Below are 19,495 nucleotides of genomic sequence, written 5' to 3'. Positions count from 1 at the left end.
AAACTAAAACATCCACGGAGAGGTGTATGTCATAGGAAGCAGGGACAACGCAGGGGTGACACGCGACTGCAACAAGCGCGCACGCCCGGCAGATCGGTGCGGATGACCCGCGCCGACTGCCGAGTGTGTGCCGATCAGATCCGGCGTTTGCGCTCGAACGTGGGCACGCTCGATTGCGGCACAACCACATGCTCGACCTGCCCCACCGCCGCAGCCATTGCAGCCAGCGTCGGTTGCGCGAGCAGCACCCGCAAGTCAGCGTCCATGCCTTGTTTGCGCATCTGCTCAACCAGGCTCACCGCCAACAGCGAATGCCCACCCAGCTCGAAGAAGTGGTCATGCCGCCCCACCTGCCCGACGTTGAGCACCTTCTCCCACAGTTGCGCCAGCGCCACTTCCGTCGGCCCCTCGGGAGCCTCGTATACGCGGCTGAGCAACGCGTCCTGGTCCGGCGCGGGCAAGGCCTTGCGGTCGACCTTGCCGTTGTTGGTCAGGGGCAGGCTGTCCAGGCGCACATAGGCCGATGGCACCATGTACTCCGGCAACTGCGCTTGCAGGTACGCACGCAGCACGTCGATATCCAGCGTTTCACGCTCGGTGAAGTACGCCACCAGACGCTTGTGCCCCGGTTCGTCCTGACGGGCGAGTACCACTGCATCCTTGACCTGCGGGTGTTCGCCCAGGCGGGTTTCGATCTCGCCCAGTTCGATGCGGAAACCGCGGATCTTCACCTGCTGGTCGTTACGCCCCTGATACTGCAAGGTGCCGTCGGCACGCCAGGCCACCAGGTCACCGGTGCGGTACATCAGCGCACCGTCGTTGAACGGGTCGGTGAGGAATTTCTCCGCCGTCAGGTCAGCCCGGTTCAGATAGCCCAAGGCAACACCCTGGCCACCGATGTACAACTCGCCGGTGACACCGACCGGTACCGGTTGCTGGCGGGCGTCCAACACGTAGGCACGGCTGTTGCCCACTGGGCGGCCGATTGGAATGCTGCCTTCGTCCGCCCGGGTGATCTCATGGGTGGTCGAGAACGTCGTCGCCTCAGTCGGGCCGTAGCCGTTAAGCAGGTGCTGCGGTGCGCCGTCCTTGAGTACGCGAGCGATCACGTTCGGGTCGAGCACATCGCCACCGACGATCAGGTAACGCAGCTGAGGGAACACCGGCAGCAGCCCCTCGGCATACTGGTGGAACAACCCGGCGGTCATCCACAACACGCTGACGGCTTGCTCCTGCAACAGCTGGGCAAAATCAGCCTGGGACAGCAACGTATCCTGATCGACCACCACCACTGCGCCGCCATTGAGCAATGGTGCCCACACGTCCAGGGTGCTGGCGTCGAACGCCGGGTTGGAGGCAAACGCCACGCGGTCGTGCTGATTGAAATCGGCATAACCGTTGTTGATCACAAGGCGCGTGATTGCACGGTGCGGCACCAGCACACCCTTCGGCGTGCCGGTGGAGCCGGAGGTGTAAATGATGTACGCCGCCGTTTCCGAGGATTGCTCCAACGCCGGGTTATGCGCGGGCTCAGCGCTCAGGTCCAGGGTGTCCAGGTCTAGGCGACGAGCGCCCGCCGGCACTTCGATGGAGGCCGCCGTCAGTACCCATTGCGCGCCACTGTCCACGACCATGAAACCTTGACGGTCCAGTGGTGCATTGACATCCAGCGGCACATAAACCGCCGCGCACTTGCTGATCGCCAACTGGCTGACCAGCAGGTCCACGGAGCGCTCCAGCAGGATTGCCACGCGGTCGCCGGGGGTCACGCCCAGGCCGATCAGGTGATGAGCCAAACGGTTGGCCCGCTGATTCAATTGCGCATAACTCAAGGATTGCTTGCCATGCACCGACGCCAACGCCTGCGGTTCAGCCGCCGCATGGGCTTCGAACTGCCGATGCAAGGTGCAGGTGTGCGGGTAGCTGCGCGCCGTCTCGTTGAACGTCTGCAACAATTGCCGGCGCTCGTCGCCGCCCAGGATCGACAGGCGGTTGGCCGCCGAATGCGGTGCCTGCTCCAAGGTCTCGACCAGCCCGGCCAGCGCCGTGCACACGTACCCCAATACCCGCTGCGCGCCCACCGAGCGCGGCGCCAGGGCATTGACCCGGAAGTCCTCACCCACATCATCCACCGAGAGAATCAGCGGAAAACTGTTGACCCCTTCGTTGGCGAGCATCTCGATGCCGTCCCAGGCAACGCGGCTGGCCTCACTGACGGTGGCCGTCGCGTGACGATAGTTGAGCAAGGCACTGAACAACGGCGCCGGTGCGGCCACGCCGCTGCAGCGTTGTGCCAACGTCAGCGACGCATGCTCGTGAGCCACCAACTGGCTCAGCGCGACATGGGTATTCTTGACCGCCGCAGTCAGGCTTTCATCTTTCAGGCGCACGCGCAGCGGCAAGGTGTTGATGAACATCCCCAGGGAACGTTCCGCACCGTCACCGGCCTGCAGGCGGCCGATCAATACCGTGCCGAACACCACGTCATCGCGCGCTGACACCGTGCCGATGACCTGCGCCCAGACCCAGTGATACAGCGTGGCGGCACTCACCCCCAGGTGCCGAGCCTGGCGCCGCAGACGCTGGCTGAAGGCCGCGCCCAGCCAGTGATCGACCTCCTCGGTGGCATCTCGCTCGCTGTCAATGCGCTGCACGCCAAACGGCAAGGTCGGTTCGTCGACATCGCCAAGCATGTCGCTGAAGAATGTTTCATGGGCGGCGCGGTCCTTGCCCTGACGGGTCTGGGCCACGTAGTTGCGGTACGGCACCGAAGCCCCCAATTGCTGCTCGCGACCGGTCATGTGCGCCTCGATTTCCGCCATCAGCACGCCCATGGACGTCGCGTCGTTGACCAGGTGGTGGAAGGACAGCATGCCGATCCAGCGCTGGTGCTGCGGATCATGGGCAAAGCCCAGGTGCATCATCGGCGCTTGGCGGATATCCATGCGATGGCGGCCGAGGCTGAAGTGCTCACGCAGTTGCGCCAGCACATCACCGGCTTGCGGGATGAGTTCGCCCACCGCCAGCGGAGCCTCGCGCCAGACCACTTGCACCGGCGCTTCCAGTTGCTCCCAGAACAGCCCGGTACGCAGGATGTCGTGGCGGCCGATCACCTGTTGCAGGGCCTGGGCGAACCGGTCCAGCCGTTGGCGGCTGTCGAACGCGAACAGCGCATGTTGCTGGTACGGGTCGCCGTGTTCGGCGCTGATGTGGTGATACAACAGGCCTTCCTGCAGCGGCGCCAAGGCATAGATGTCCTGCACGTTGGCCACGCCACCCGGCACGCTGGCGACGATCCGGTCGATGCTCGCCTGATCCAGCGTGGCCAAGGGCAGCAGCTCCGGGGTGATCTGCGTGCAACCGGCGTCGATGCGATTGGCCGGTACCGCCACTTCGTTGCCGGCGCCCACCGCCGCCGCCAGCGCCGCCAGGGTGGGCTGGCTGAACAGCACGCGCACATCCGCCTGCAAGCCCGCCTGGCGCATACGCTCCACCAGGCCCACGGCCAGCAACGAATGCCCGCCCAACTCGAAGAAGTTGTCGTGACGGCCCACCTGTTCCAGCTTGAGCACATCCGCCCAGATCTGCGCGAGGGTGCTTTCCACCTCGCCCTCCGGGGCTTCATAGCCTCGGCTGACCAGCGCCTCCAGCCCCGGTTCCGGCAGGGCCTTGCGGTCGAGCTTGCCGTTGGCGGTCAGCGGCATATGGTCCAGGCGCACATAGGCGGCCGGCACCATGTACTCCGGCAGGCAGGCTTGCAAGCCGCTGCGCAGGGCTTCGATATCCAGTGGCGGCTGGTGCGTGACGTGTTCGGTGAAGTACGCCACCAGGCGCCCTTCACGGGCCAGCACCACGGCTTCGCGGACACCGGCCTGTTCGCCCAGGCGGGTTTCGATTTCACCCAGCTCGATGCGCACACCGCGGATTTTCACCTGGTCATCGTTACGCCCCAGGTAATCGAGCGTACCGTCCTCCAGCCAGCGCGCGAGGTCGCCGGTGCGGTACATGCGTGCCTGCGGATCCTCGCTGAACGGGTCCTTGAGGAAGCGTTCGGCGGTCATCTGCGGACGGTTCAGGTAACCCCGCGCCACACCGGCGCCCGCCACGTACAACTCACCCGCGACACCCAGAGGGACCGGCTGCAAGCATTCATCGAGCAGATAGACCTGGGCATTGCTCACCGGCTTGCCGATATGCAGCACCTGCCCGGCTTCGACGCGCCCGGAGGTCGCCACCACCGTGGCTTCGGTCGGGCCGTAGTTGTTGACCAGGTTGAAACGCTGCGGCTTGTTGAACTGACGCAGGCGGTCGCCGCCGATCAACAGGGTCTTAAGCGTCGGGTGTTGCAGGTCTTGACTGATGGCGTATTCCGCCACCGGCGTCGGCAGGAAGCTGACATCCAGCGGCTGGGCCAGCCACCACTGCAGCAGCGCATCGATGTCTTCACTGCCGTCATGGGCCGGCGGCATATACAGGGTCGCACCGGTGCACAACGCCGGCCAGACTTCCCAGGCCATGGCGTCGAAACCAAAACCGGCGACGCTCGACGTCTTGCTGCCGTGGCCCAGTTCAAATGCATCGCAGTGCCAGCTCACCAGGTTTTCCAAGGTGTGATGCTCCACCATCACGCCTTTGGGCAAGCCGGTGGAACCGGAGGTGTAGATCACGTACGCCAGGTGGGCCTGGGTCAGGCCGGCGATCTGCGGGTTGCCTTTGGACGGGCCTTGCCACAGGCGGCTGTCCAGCTCCAAGACCGGCACGGTCACGGTCGGCAAACGCTGCGCCAGTGCCGGCTGGATCAGCACGGCCACCGGTGCGCTGTCGCCGAGCAGGTAACTCAGGCGCTCGACCGGGTGCGCCGCATCAATCGGCACATAACACGCGCCGGCCTTGAGAATCGCGACCAGGCCTACCAGCATTTCCAGGCTGCGCTGTGCACAGATCGCCACGCGATCATCCGGTTGCACCCCCAGTTCGATCAACTGGTGTGCCAGTCGGTTGGCTTGGCGATTGAGTTCGACGTAGGTCAGGCTCTGACCCTGGTACACCGCCGCCAGCGAATGCGGGTACAACTCGACCTGCTGCTCGAAGCGTTGGTGAATGGTCAAGCCGCGAGGGTAGTCGACACGGGTAGCGTTGAAGCCTTCGACCAACTGTCGATGGGCCTCGGCGGGCAGAATCGACAGGCTGTTCATTGCGGTCTGCGGCGCGTGCTCCAGGGCCTCGACCAACTGCTCGACGACCCGGTTCACGTAGTCGCAAAGGCGTTCTGCACCTATCGACGCCAGCGCCAGCGCGCTCAGGCTGAAAGCCTCGCCCAAATCGTTGACGCTCAAGGTCAGCGGATAGTTGGAGCGCTCCCGCGCCTGCAACAACTGCATGCCTTGCCACGCGCGCAGCGACGCTTCAGAAACTTCAGCAGCGTTGCTCGGCGTATGGCGGTAATTGAACAACGCACTGAACAAAGGCAGCGATTGCGGCACACTGCTGCAACGCTGCACCTGGGCCAGAGAGGCCAGTTCATGGGCAAGCAGACCCGACAACCGTGCATGGGTGGCCTTGACCGCCTCCCTCACCCCTTGGCCGGTGATATCGACCCGCAGCGGCAAGGTATTGATGAACATGCCCACCGCACGGTCGGCGCCCTCTCCACCCTGCAAGCGGCCCATCATCACCGTGCCGAACACCACCCGCTCGGTGCTGGAAACCACGCCCAGCACCCGTGCCCAGGCCAAATGGAACAGGCTGGCCGGACTGACGCCATTCTGGCGGGTCACCGCGCGCAGGCGTCGGCTCAGGCCGGCATCCAGGGTCAGGTCGACCTCGTCGATATCGTAGCCGTCGTCGCGGACATCCTGTTGCCCGAACGGCAGGGTCGGCTCGTCGATATCCCCCAGCATGTCGCGGAAGAAGCTCTCGTGTTCCTGCTCGCGACTCGCCAGGCGCGTTTGCACCACGTAGTTGCGGTAAGGCACGGAGGCGACCAGTTCATCACCCTTGCCGAGCAGGAACGCTTCCATTTCCCGCCACACCACGTCCATGGCCATGTGGTCCATGACCGTGTGATGGAACAGCAACGTGGCGACGATCCGCTGGCCCGCCTCATCGTCGGCATACACCAGTTGCATCAGTGGCGCCTGGGTCACGTTCAAGCGATGGCGGCGCGGGTCGACATGCGCCGCCAGTTGCGCGGCGATGTCGCCGCCGCGCGGATCGAACTGCACCGCCCGGGTGATCATCCGCGCCTGGCGCCAGACCACCTGCACCGGCTGTTCCAGGCCTTCCCAGACAAACCCGGTACGCAGCACATCGTGGCGGTCGATGACCTGTTGCAAGGCCTGGACAAACTGCTGCATACGCGCAAGATCGGCAAACGCGAACTGCCCTTGCTGCACATACAGGTCGCCCTGTTCGGCGCTGATGTGGTGGTAAAGAATACCTTCCTGCAGCGGCGCCAGCGGGTAGATGTCCTGCACGTTGGCCGCACCGCCTGCGACCGTGGCAACGATACGGTCGATGCTCGGCTGGTCGAGTGTCAGCAGCGGCAGCAGGTCCGGCGTGATGTGCGTGCAATCCGCCGGGATAGCGTTGGCCGGCACCTCGATCTCGCGCCCGCTGCCCACGGCAGCGGCGAGCGCCGCCAGAGTCGGCTGGTTGAACAAGACGCGCACGTCGGCGTTGAGACCGGCCTGGCGCATGCGTCCGATCAGGCCGACGGCCAGCAGCGAATGCCCGCCCAACTCGAAGAAGTGATCGTGGCGACCGACCTTTTCTACCTTGAGCACATCGGCCCAGATCTGTGCCAGCAGGGTTTCGACCGCACCGCTCGGCGCTTCATAACCCCGCGCAATCACCGCCTCCATGCCCGGCTCCGGCAGCGCCTTGCGGTCCAGCTTGCCATTGGGGCTCAGCGGCAGCGCATCCAGCACCACATACGCCTGCGGCACCATGTAGGCCGGCACGTACTGCTGCACATGCTCGCGCAGGGCTTCGATATCGATGTCCGATTGCGCCTCGCGCCGCGTGCAATACGCCACCAGGCGCTCATCGCGCACCAGCACGACGGCTTCCTGGACATCGGCACGCGCCGTCAGGTGGGCTTCGATTTCACCCAGTTCGATGCGCAAGCCACGCAACTTGACCTGATCGTCATTGCGCCTCACGTACTCCAGGGTACCGTCGGCCAGGTAGCGCACCAGATCGCCGGTTTTATACAGGCGCCCGCGGCCGGTGAACGGGTCCGCCAGGAAGCGCTCGGCCGTCAAGTCATCCCGGCCCAGATACCCGCGGGCCACACCGGCGCCACCGATGTACAACTCACCCACCACGCCCAGCGCCACCGGTTCATGGCGAGCGTCGAGCACATAGGCCCGGGCATTGGCGATGGGCTTGCCGATCGGCACTGACTCAACTGGCGCGCTGCCGTCACAGGTCCACGATGTGCTGTCGATAGTGGCTTCAGTCGGCCCATATAGGTTGACGATCCCGTGGGTGGTCAGCGCCCGCGCCTGCATCGCCAGCTGTGGGTCCAGCACTTCACCGCCGCTGAACAGGTAACGGCACCGCACCCCGCTGGCAGGCAGTTGCACCAACAGACGCAGCAGGCTCGGCACAAACTGCGCGACGCTGACCTGGTGTTCCACCAGGGTCTGCGCCATTTGCTCGACATCCCTCGAGGCGTGCGCCGGCAACAGCACCAGGCGCGCGCCAATCGCCAACGGCGTCCAGATTTCCCAGACGGAGGCGTCAAAGGCCACCGAGGTACGCTGCAAGATCCGCTCGTTGGCATCAAAACCAAACGCACGGGTCTGCCAGGTGACGTGGTTGACCAGCGAACCATGCTCCACCATTACCCCTTTGGGGCGGCCGGTGGAGCCGGAAGTGAAGATCACGTAGGCCAGGTCATTCGGCCCGGCCACCGCGGCCGGGTTATGCCGTGGCTGCGCGCTCAACGAGGCATCGTCCAGGTCCACCTGTGCGATGTGGGTATCACCCAGCACCGTGCGAGTGTGTGCGTGGACCAGCACCGCCAGCGGCTGGCTGTCTTGCAGGGCCAAGGCCAGACGCTGCGCCGGGTACTCGGGGTCGAGCGGTACGTAAGCGGCTCCCGATTTGAGGATCCCCAGCAGCCCGACAATCATCGCCAGGCTGCGCTCCATGCAGATGGCTACGCGCGTATCGGCCTGCACCCCAAGGCCGCGCAGGTGATGCGCGACCTGGTTGGCCTGCTCGTTCAGTTGGCGATAGCTCAACACCTGCTCACCCAGCACCACCGCGACGGCGTGTGGGGTGTGCAAGGCGTGCGCCTCGATCATCTGCACCACGGTCAGGTCCCGTGGGTAATCTGCATCGGTGGCGTTGAAGTCCGAGAGCAACTGACGGGTCTGCGCCGGCGAGAGGATCGACAGCTGCTCCAAAGGCCGTTGTGGCGCTTGTTCCAGGGCGTCGACCAGTTGTTCGAGCAGGGTCACGAGGTAGCCGCAGATCAGTTGCGGATCGACCGATGCAACCGTCAGCGCGTCCAGGCTGAAGTCTTCGCCCAGGTCGTTGACGCTCAGGCTGACCGGGTAGTTGGTGCGCTCCTCGGAAGTCAGGAAGCGCATGCCGCGCCACGCTTGCTCCATCTCGGCCGTCAGGCCGGTATGGGCCGCCGGGGTATGGCGATAGTTGAGCAGTGCACTGAACAGCGGGGTCGACTGCGCAACCCCGCTGCAACGCTGCACCAGGGCCAGCGACGCATGTTCATGCCCCAGCAGGCCAGTCAAGCGTGCATGGGTCGCCTTGACCGCGGCCTGCACCCCCAACCCTTCGGTGTCGACCCGTAACGGCAGGGTATTGATAAACATGCCCAGCGACCGGTCGGCTCCGTCTCCGCCCTGCATGCGCCCCATCAGGACGGTGCCGAACACCACCTGCCGGGAGTCGGATACGCAGCTCAGCACCTTCGCCCACGCCAGATGGAACACGCTGGCGGCACTGACCCCCAGCAGTCGCGCCCGCGCCCTCAGGCGCCGGCTCAAATCGCTGTCCAGGGCCACCGAGGCTTCACGGATGGCATGGCCTTCGCCTTGCACGTCCTGCAAACCGAACGGCAAGGTCGGTTCATCGATATCGCCGAGCATGTCGCGGAAGAACGCCTCGTGTTCCTGCTCACTGAGCCCCAGGCGCGCCTGGGCCACATAATTGCGGTACGGAGTCGGCGCCGCCAATGGCTCGGCCTCCCCCAACAGGCTGGCCTGCATTTCCTGGCTGACCACTTCCAGGGCGGTATGGTCCAGCGCCAGATGGTGGAACAACAGGATCGCCACAACCCGCTGGTTGGCGCGGTCTTCGGCGTACACCAGGCGAATCAGCGGGGCCTGGCCGACATCGAGACGGTAATGCCGCGCATCAAAACGCGCATGCAGTTGGCTCAGAATATCGCCGGCGGCCGGGTCAAGGCTCACGGCTTCTACCGGCAGCTCGGCCTTGCGCCAGACCACCTGGGCCGGAGTGGCCAGGTCCTCCCAGACCACGGCGGTGCGCAGGATGTCATGGCGATCGATCACCGCCTGCAACGCCTGGGCGAATGCTTGCAGACGTCCGATGTCGTCGAATTCCAGTTGCGACTGCAGCAAATACGGGTCGCCCTGCTCCGCCGCGATATGGTGGTACAGGATGCCTTCCTGCAACGGTGCCAGGGCGTAGATGTCCTGCACATTGGCCAGTCCGCCCGGCACGCTGGCGACAATCCGGTCAATCGCTGCCTGGTCCAGGTTCGCCAGGGGCAGCAGGTCCGGGGTGATGCGCACGCAATCAGGCGTAATCAGGTTGGCCGGCACGGCCACCTCACGCCCGCTGCCCACGGCTGCCGCCAGCGCCGCCAGGGTGGGCTGGCTGAACAGCACGCGCACGTCGGCGCTGAGGTCGGCACGACGCATGCGTTCGATCAGGTTGACTGCCATCAACGAATGGCCGCCCAGTTCGAAGAAGTTATCGTGGCGACCGACCTGCTCGACCTTGAGCACATCCGCCCAAATCTGCGCCAGCACGCTTTCCACTTCCCCCTGCGGCGCTTCGTAGCCACGGCTCAGCAGTGCGTCCTGATCCGGTGCAGGCAAGGCTTTACGGTCGACCTTGCCGTTGTTGGTCAGCGGCAGGCTGTCCAGGCGCACATAGGCCGCCGGCACCATGTAATCCGGCAACTGCCCTTGCAGATACTCACGCAGTGCCTGGAGGTCGACATTTTCACGCTCGGTGAAGTACGCCACCAGGCGCTTGTGCCCCGGTTCGTCTTCCCGCGCGAGTACCACTGCGTCCCTGACCTGCGGGTGTTCGCCCAGGCGGGTTTCAATTTCGCCCAGTTCGATGCGGAAACCGCGGATCTTCACCTGCTGGTCGTTACGCCCCTGATACTGCAGGGTGCCGTCGCCACGCCAGGCCACCAGGTCGCCGGTGCGATACATCGGCGCACCGTCGTTGAACGGGTCGATGAGGAATTTTTCCGCAGTCAGATCAGCTCGGTTCAGATAGCCCAGGGCAACACCCTGGCCTCCGATGTACAACTCGCCGGTGACACCGACCGGTACTGGTTGTTGGCGGGCGTCGAGCACATAGGCACGGCTGTTGCTTACCGGGCGACCGATTGGAATGCTGCCTTCATCCGCCCGGGTGATTTCATAAGTGGTCGAGAAGGTGGTGGCTTCGGTCGGGCCGTAGCCGTTGAGCAAGTGCTGGGGTGCACCGTCCTTAAGGACTCTGGCGATTACGTTCGGGTCCAGTACATCGCCGCCGACGATCAGGTAACGCAGTTGAGGGAACACCGGCAACAGCCCTTCGGCGTATTGATGGAACAACCCAGCGGTCATCCACAACACGCTGACCGCTTGCTCCTGCAACAGAGAAGCGAAATCGGCCTGGGACAGCAACGTGTCCTGATCGACCACCACCACCGCGCCGCCATTGAGCAATGGCGCCCACACATCCAGGGTGCTGGCGTCGAACGCCGGGTTGGAGGCAAATGCCACGCGGTCATGCTGATTGAAATCGGCATAACCGTTGTTGATCACCAAACGTGTGATTGCCCGATGCGGTACCAGCACGCCCTTCGGCGTGCCGGTGGAGCCGGAGGTGTACATGATGTACGCCGCCGTCTCGGCGGATTGCTCCAGCGCCGGGTTGTGATCCGGCTCGAGACTCAGATCCAGGGTATCCAGATCCAGGCGACGGGCGCCCGTCGGCACTTCGATGGAGGCTGCCGTCAGCACCCATTGCGCGCCACTGTCGGAAATCATGAAACCCTGACGGTCCAGCGGTGCGTTGACATCCAGCGGCACATACACCGCCGCGCACTTGCTGATTGCCAGTTGGCTGACCAGCAGGTCCACGGAGCGCTCCAGCAGGATCGCCACGCGGTCGCCGGGGGCTACGCCCAGGCCGATCAGGTAATGGGCCAACTGGTTGGCCCGCTGGTTCAATTGCGCATAACTCAAGGATTGCTTGCCATGCACCGCCGCCAACGCCTGCGGTTCAGCCGCTGCATGGGCTTCGAACAATGCATGCAGCATCTGCGTTTCGGGGAAGGCACGGGTGGTTGCGTTGAACTCGACCAGTACCTGGCGGACTTCGGCCGCCGGCAACACCGACAACTGCTCGAATGGCAGGTGGGGCGATTGTTCCAGCGCCTGTACCAGTTGTTCCACGGCGGTGAGCAGGTAGTCGCAGATGCGCTGCGCCTGCAGCGGCGAAGCCACCAGCGCATTGAGATTGAATTGCTCGCCCAGGTCATCCACGCTCAGGGTGATCGGGTAGTTGGTGCGCTCTTCGGCATGCAGGAAGTACATGCCGTGCCATACCGCTTCGAGCTCGGCAATGTTTTCTGCAACGCTACTGTGCCGGTAGTTGAGCAAGGCGCTGAACAACGGCACGCTCGCCGGCACGCCACTGCAACGCTGGGCCAAGGCCAGTGACGCATGCTCGTGCCCCAGCAACGCCGTCAGGCGCGCATGGGTTGCCTTGACGGCCGAGCGCACGCCTGCAGCGTCGATATCGACTCGCAGCGGCAAGGTATTGATAAACATCCCCAGCCCGCGATCCGCCCCTTCCCCGCCTTGCATGCGGCCGAGCAGTACGGTGCCGAACACCACTTCCCGACGGCCCGAGACGCTGCCCAACACACTCGCCCAAGCCAGGTGAAACAGGCTGGCGGCGCTCACACCGGCCTGGCGCGCCTGTTCGCGCAGACGCAGGCTCAAGCCCCTGTCGAGCAGGTGCGCGGCTTCGCCCACGCCATGCCCGTCGCCCTGCACATCCTGCAAACCGAACGGCAAGGTCGGCTCGTCGATATCACTGAGCATCTCGCGGAAAAACCGCTCGTGCTCCGCATCACTGCTGCCCAGGCGCGCCTGCGCCACATAGTTGCGGTAGGGCACCGCATGCTTGAGTTGTTCCACTTGCCCCTGCAGTAACAGGTGCATTTCCTGTTGCACCACTTCCAGGGCGGTATGGTCCATGACCAAGTGATGGAACATCAGCAACGCGACGACACGCTGGTTGGCCTCGTCATGGGCATAGATGATGCGCATCAACGGCGCCTGGGTCAGGTCCAGGCGATAGTGGCGGGCGTCGAAACGCTCACGCAACTGGCTGGCGACATCACCGCCGTCTGGCTGCGCGAGCATTTCCTGCACCACCAGCGCGGCCTTGCGCCACACCACTTGCACCGGGCTTTCCAGTCCTTGCCAGACGAGGCTGGTGCGCAAGATGTCATGGCGATCGATCACCGCCTGCAGCACCTCGACAAACACCTGGAAGCGCTCCAGGTTGTCGAACCCATAGCTCGATTGCAGCAGGTAGGGGTCGCCGGCTTCGGCACGGATATGGTGATAGAGCACACCTTCCTGCAACGGCGCCAACGGGTAGATATCCTGCACGTTCGCCGCACCACCCGGGATCTGGGCGACGATATGCTCGATGCTCGCCTGATCCAGAGTGATCAAGGGCAGCAGATCGGGAGTGATGCGCACGCAGTCAGGCGTGATCAGGTTGGCCGGCACGGCCACCTCACGCCCGCTGCCCACGGCTGCCGCCAGCGCCGCCAGGGTGGGCTGGCGAAACAGCACGCGCACGTCGGCGCTGAGGTCAGCCTGGCGCATGCGTTCGATCAGGCTGACCGCCAGCAACGAGTGCCCGCCCAGCTCAAAGAAGTTGTCATGACGGCCGACCTGCTCGACCTTGAGCACATCCGCCCAGATCTGCGCCAGCACGCTTTCCACTTCACCCTGCGGCGCCTCATAGCCACGGCTGAGCAGCGCATCCTGGTCCGGCGCGGGCAAAGCTTTACGGTCGACCTTGCCGTTGTTGGTCAGCGGCAGGCTGTCCAGGCGTACGTAGGCGGCCGGCACCATGTAGTCCGGCAACTGCGCTTGCAGATGCTCACGCAATGATTGGATATCGACACTTTCACGCTCGGTGAAGTACGCCACCAGGCGCTTGTGCCCCGGTTCGTCTTCCCGGGCGAGTACCACTGCGTCTTTGACCTGCGGGTGTTCGCCCAGGCGGGTTTCGATCTCGCCCAGTTCGATGCGGAAACCACGGATCTTCACCTGCTGGTCGTTACGCCCCTGATACTGCAAGGTGCCGTCGGCACGCCACGCCACCAGGTCCCCGGTGCGGTACATCAGCGCACCGTCGCTGAACGGGTCGACGAGGAATTTTTCCGCCGTCAGATCAGCTCGGTTCAGATAGCCCAGGGCAACCCCTTGGCCACCGATGTACAGCTCGCCGGTGACACCGACCGGTACCGGTTGTTGGCGGGCGTCGAGCACATAGGCACGGCTGTTGCCCACCGGACGGCCAATCGGAATGCTGCCTTCATCCGCCCGCGTGATTTCATAAGTGGTCGAGAACGTCGTCGCCTCAGTCGGGCCGTAGCCGTTAAGCAGGTGCTGGGGTGCACCGTCCTTAAGGACTCTGGCGATCACGTTCGGGTCCAGTACATCGCCACCGACGATCAAGTAACGCAGTTGCGGGAACACCGGCAGCAGCCCTTCGGCGTATTGATGGAACAACCCGGCGGTCATCCACAACACGCTGACCGCTTGCTCCTGCAACAGAGAGGCGAAATCGGCCTGGGACAGCAACGTGTCCTGATCGACCACCACCACCGCGCCGCCATTGAGCAATGGTGCCCACACATCCAGGGTGCTGGCGTCGAACGCCGGGTTGGAGGCAAATGCCACGCGGTCATGCTGATTGAAATCGGCATAGCCGTTGTTGATCACCAGGCGCGTGATTGCACGGTGCGGCACCAGCACACCCTTTGGCGTGCCGGTGGAGCCGGAGGTGTACATGATGTACGCCGCCGTCTCGGCGGATTGCCCCAGCGCCGGGTTATGCGCGGGCTCGGCGTTCAGGTCCAGGGTGTCCAGGTCCAGGCGACGAGCGCCCGTCGGCGCTTCAATCGAGGCTGCCGTCAGCACCCATTGCGCGCCACTGTCGGAAATCATGAAACCCTGACGGTCCAACGGTGCGTTGACATCCAGCGGCACATACAACGCCGCGCACTTGCTGATTGCCAGCTGGCTGACCAGCAGGTCCACGGAGCGCTCCAGCAGGATCGCCACACGGTCGCCGGGGGCTACGCCCAGGCCGAGCAGGTGATGGGCCAGGCGGTTGGCCCGCGCATTCAGGTCGGCATAGGTCACCCGTTGCTCTGCGTGCACGGCCGCCAATGCGGTCGGTTGTGCGGCAGCATGCGTTTCGAAAACCCCGTGGACGGTTTGCGCAACCGGGTACTCCCGTGTCGTGGAGTTGAAGGCGGTCAACACTTGTTCGCGCTCATCCGCCGGCAAGATTGTCAGTGCGTGCAATGCAGTCGCGGGGGCTTGCTCCAGTGCCTGTACCAAGTGTTCTAACGCCTGATGCACAAAAGCGCACAGCCGTTGCGCGCCGACCTGGGGCAGGGTCAACACCGTAAGGCTGAAACCGTCGCCCCATTCGTCGACGTTCAAGGTCAACGGGTAGTTGGTGCGTTCTTCGCCGCCGAGCCCTTCCATACCCTGCCAGGCCTGATCCTGCGCCGCCCCGCCAGCGATACTGCTGTGGCGATAGTTGAGCAGCGCACTGAACAACGGCAACGGCGCCAGCACCTGGCTGCAACGTTGCGCCAGGGCCAGCGCTGCATGTTCATGGCCCAGCAGCGCGCTCAGGCGCGAGTGCGCCTGGCGCACACCGGCGCGAACATCACGGCCATCCACATCGATGCGCAGCGGCAAGGTGTTGATGAAGATACCCAGCGCCCGCTCGGCGCCTTCGCCACCGAGCATGCGGCCCATCAGCACCGTGCCGAACACGACATCTTGCTTACCGGTCACCCCGGCCAACACCTGGGCCCAGGCCAAGTGAAAGACACTGGCGGCGCTGACCCCGAGGTGGCGCAACTGGCTACGCAGGCGCCGGTTCAACTCGGGGTCGACACGCAGGCTGGCCTCTTCGATCGCCTGGGCATCGCCTTGCACATCCTGCAAGCCAAAGGGCAACGTCGGCTCCTCGATATCCCCCAGCAGCTCGCGAAAGAACGTCTCGTGCTCTTGTTCACTGACACCCAGGCGGGCCTGAGCCACGTAATTGCGATACGGCACCGGCGCGGGCAGTTCGGCCGCCGGGTCCAGCAGGTACGCCTGCATTTCCTGGCTCACCACCTCCAGCGCGGTGTGGTCAAGGGCAATATGGTGAAACAGCAGGATCGCCGCCACCCGCTGATTGAGCGGGTCTTCGGCATACACCAGTTGCATCAGCGGCGCGCGGGCCAGGTCCAGGCGATGGTGGCGGGCACCAAAACGCTGCTCCAGTTGCGCCAGCACGTCGCCTTTGGCCGCGTCCACCGCCACACCTTGCACGTCCAGCTCGGCCTTGCGCCAGACCACTTGCACTGGCGCCTGCAAACCCTGGAGCACGATGGCGGTGCGCAGAATGTCATGACGATCGATCACCGCCTGCAGCGCCTCGGCGAACGCCTGCAAACGCTGCGTGTCGGCAAAGCTGAAACGCGCCTGCAGCAAGTACGGGTCGCCCTGCGCGGCGCTGAGGTGATGGTAAAGAATACCTTCCTGCAACGGCGCCAGCGGGTAGATATCCTGCACATTGCCGACACCACCCGGCACGCTGTCGACAATGCGGTCAATGCTGCTCTGGTCCAGCGTGATCAGCGGCAACAGGTCCGGGGTAATGCGTTGGCAATCCGCTGGAATACGGTTGGGTTCAACCGTCACTTCACGGCCATGGCCGACAGCCGCGGCCAGCGCCGCCAGGGTCGGCTGGCTGAACAGCACGCGCACGTCTGCATTCAAACCGGCCTGACGCATACGACTGACCAGCCCCACCGCGAGCAACGAATGCCCGCCCAACTCAAAGAAATGGTCATGCCGCCCCACGCGCTCGACCTTGAGCACATCGGCCCAGATCTGCGCCAGCACCGTTTCCACTTCGCCCTGGGGCGCCACATAGCTGCGGCTGAGCATAGCGTCCTGGTCCGGCTCCGGCAGGGCCTTGCGGTCCAGCTTGCCGTTGGCGGTCAGCGGCATATGGTCCAGCCGCACATAGGCGGCCGGCACCATGTACTCCGGCAGTTGCGCCTGGACAAAGCCGCGCAGGCTCTCGACGTCCAGCGCATCGCGGGCGGTGAAATAGGCGACCAGGCGCCCGTCACGGGCCAGTACCACCGCTTCACGGATTTGAGGATGGGCGGCCAGGCAGCTGTCGATTTCGCCCAGTTCGATACGTACGCCACGGATTTTCACCTGGTCGTCGTTACGCCCCAGGTATTCAAGGTTGCCGTCGGGCAGCCAGCGCGCCAGGTCGCCGGTGCGGTACATCCGCGCCTGCGGGTCGGCGCTGAACGGGTCCTTGAGAAAGCGTTCAGCGGTCATTTGTGCACGGTTCAAGTAACCCCGCGCTACCCCGGCACCGCCCACGTACAGCTCACCGGTCACGCCCAGCGGGACCGGCTTGAGTTGGGCGTCGAGCAAGTACGCCTGGGTATTGGCCACCGGTTTGCCGATGTGCAAGGTCTGCCCTGCCGTGATCACGCCCGAGGTCGCCACCACCGTGGCCTCGGTCGGGCCATAGTTGTTGACCAGGGTGAAGCGTTGCGCCTGGCTGAACTGGCGCAGACGGTCGCCGCCGATCAGCAGGGTCTTGAGGGTCGGGTGTTGCAGGTGCTGGCTGAAGGCGTATTCGGCCACCGGCGTCGGCAGGAAGCTCACATCCAGCGGCTGGGCCAGCCACCAGGCGAGCAAGGCATCGATGTCTTCGTTGCCCTGCGCCGCCGGCGGCAGATGCAGGGTCGCCCCCACGCACAGGGCCGGCCAGACTTCCCAGGCCATCGCATCAAAACCGAAACCGGCGACGCTGGAGGTGTGGCTGCCGGCATGCAGGTCGAACGCCTCGCAATGCCAGTTGACCAGGTTTTCCAGGGTCTGGTGTTCCACCATCACGCCCTTGGGCAGGCCGGTGGAGCCGGACGTGTAAATCACATAGGCCAAGTGCGCCGGGGTCAGGCCGGCGATCTGCGGATTGTCACAGGCACCGCCATGCAGCAGGCGACCGTCGAGTTCGAGCACCGGCACCTGCAGCGTCGGCAAACGCTCGGCCAAGCCGGGTTGCACCAGCACGGCAACCGGGGCGCTGTCTTCGAGCAAGTAGCCGATACGGTCCAGCGGGTGCGCCGGATCGACCGGTACATACGCCGCACCGGCCTTTAGAATCGCCACCAGCCCGACCAGGGTTTCCAGGCTGCGTCGCGCGCAGATGGCCACACGGTCGTCAGGCTGCACGCCTAGTTCGATCAGTTGAATGGCCAGGTGATTGGCCTGTTGGTTCAGCTGGGCATAGGACAGCGTCTGTCCGTCGTACACCGCTGCGACCGCCTGCGGGTTGCGCTGCACTTGCTGTTCAATACGCTGGTGGATAGTCAACCCGCGTGGGTAGTCGACCTGGGTCTGGTTGAAACCTTCAAGCACCTGCTGACGCTCGGCGCTCGGCAGCACCGGCAGCTGATTGACCGACACCGGTGAGCCCTGCTCCAGCGCCTGCACCAGATGCTCCAGGGCCGTGTGCATGCGCTCGCAGAAACGTTGCGCGCCCAAAACCGGCAATGCCTGCACGGTGCAAGAGAAGCCATCAGTCAGCTCATCGACACTCAGGGTCAGCGGGTAGTTGGTGCGCTCTTCGGTATGGAAGAATTCAATACCGCGCCAGGCGGCCCGGGCCTGCTCGGACCCCAGGTCATGCGCACTGTGGCGATAGTTGAGCAAGGCGCTGAACAACGGTTGCGGCGCAGCCACACCGCTGCAACGCTGAGCCAGCACCAGAGGCGCGTGCTCATGGCCAAGCAACGCCGTAAGCCGTGCATGGGTGGCCTTGAGCGCAGCCCGTGCATCCTGGTCGCCGATGTCCACGCGCAGCGGCAAGGTATTGATCAACATGCCCAGCGCATGTTCGGCCCCTTCGCCGCTTTCCATACGCCCGAGGAATACCGTGCCGAACACCACCCGCTCATTGCCGGTAACGGCCGCCAGCACCTGGGCCCACGCCAAGTGGCACACACTGGCCGTACTGACCCCCTGCTGCCGCGCCTGGGCCCGCAGGCGTTGCCCCAATGCCGCCGGTATCACCAGCGCGGCCTCCTGCAGCAAATGCCCGTCACCTTGCACATCCGCCAGGCCCAACGGCAGCGTCGGCGTATCGACCTCACCCAGCATCTCGTGGAAAAACGCTTCGTGTTGCTGCTCACTGACCCCCAGGCGCGCCTGCGCCACATAATTGCGGTACGGCACCGGCCTGCCCAGTTGCGCAGCCTGGCCCAGCAAATATTGCTGGATTTCATGCTGCACCACGGCCAACGCGGCATGGTCGGACACGATGTGATGCAACATCATCAAAGCCAGCCAGCGCCCGTTTACCGGGTCTTCGGCGCAGGCGATGCGGATCAGCGGTGCCTGACTGATGTCCAGGCGGTAATGCCGGTTGTCGAAGTGTTGTTCCAGTTGCTGGCGAATATCGCCGGCGGCCGGGTCCAGGGCGACCTCTTCGACCTGCAGGCGGGCCTGGCGCAGAACCACTTGCACGGGCTCGTCGAGCCCTTCCCAAAATACCGCCGTGCGGAAGCTGTCATGCCGGTCAATCACGTGTTGCAGGGCCTGGTTGAAATTGTCCAGGCATTGGCGATTGTCCATGCCGATCATGCATTGCAAGACGTAAGGGTCGCCCTGTTGCTCGGACAGGTGATGGAACAGCAGGCCAGATTGCAACGGTGCCAGCGGGTAGATGTCCTGGATGTTGGCCGCACCGCCGGGGATGCACGCGACAATGCGCTCGATAGCCGCCTGGTCCAGCGTGGCGAGCGTCAGCATGTCCGGGGTAATGCGTGTGCAATCGGCGGGGATGCGGTTGGCCGGAATGGTGACTTGCCCGGCACGCTCTGCGCGGTACTCGCCGGCGTTGATCAAAGCGATCA

The 19,495-nt window shown here is 64.4% G+C and carries 2 pseudogenes; both read right to left on the bottom strand.

The window, feature by feature from the left end:
* Positions 1–134: 134 nt before the first annotated feature.
* A pseudogene (locus M5B97_RS27685) lies at positions 135–11,471 on the bottom strand (amino acid adenylation domain-containing protein); the annotation flags it as partial.
* Between the two features lie 183 nt (positions 11,472–11,654).
* Positions 11,655–19,448: pseudogene (locus tag M5B97_RS27680) on the bottom strand (amino acid adenylation domain-containing protein); the annotation flags it as partial.
* Positions 19,449–19,495 lie beyond the last annotated feature (47 nt).

This window comes from Pseudomonas sp. MWU13-2517 (assembly GCF_023242545.1).
GTDB lineage: Bacteria > Pseudomonadota > Gammaproteobacteria > Pseudomonadales > Pseudomonadaceae > Aquipseudomonas.
Note: the sequence above shows the minus strand (reverse complement) of the source record. Positions and strands in the feature narration are given on the sequence as shown.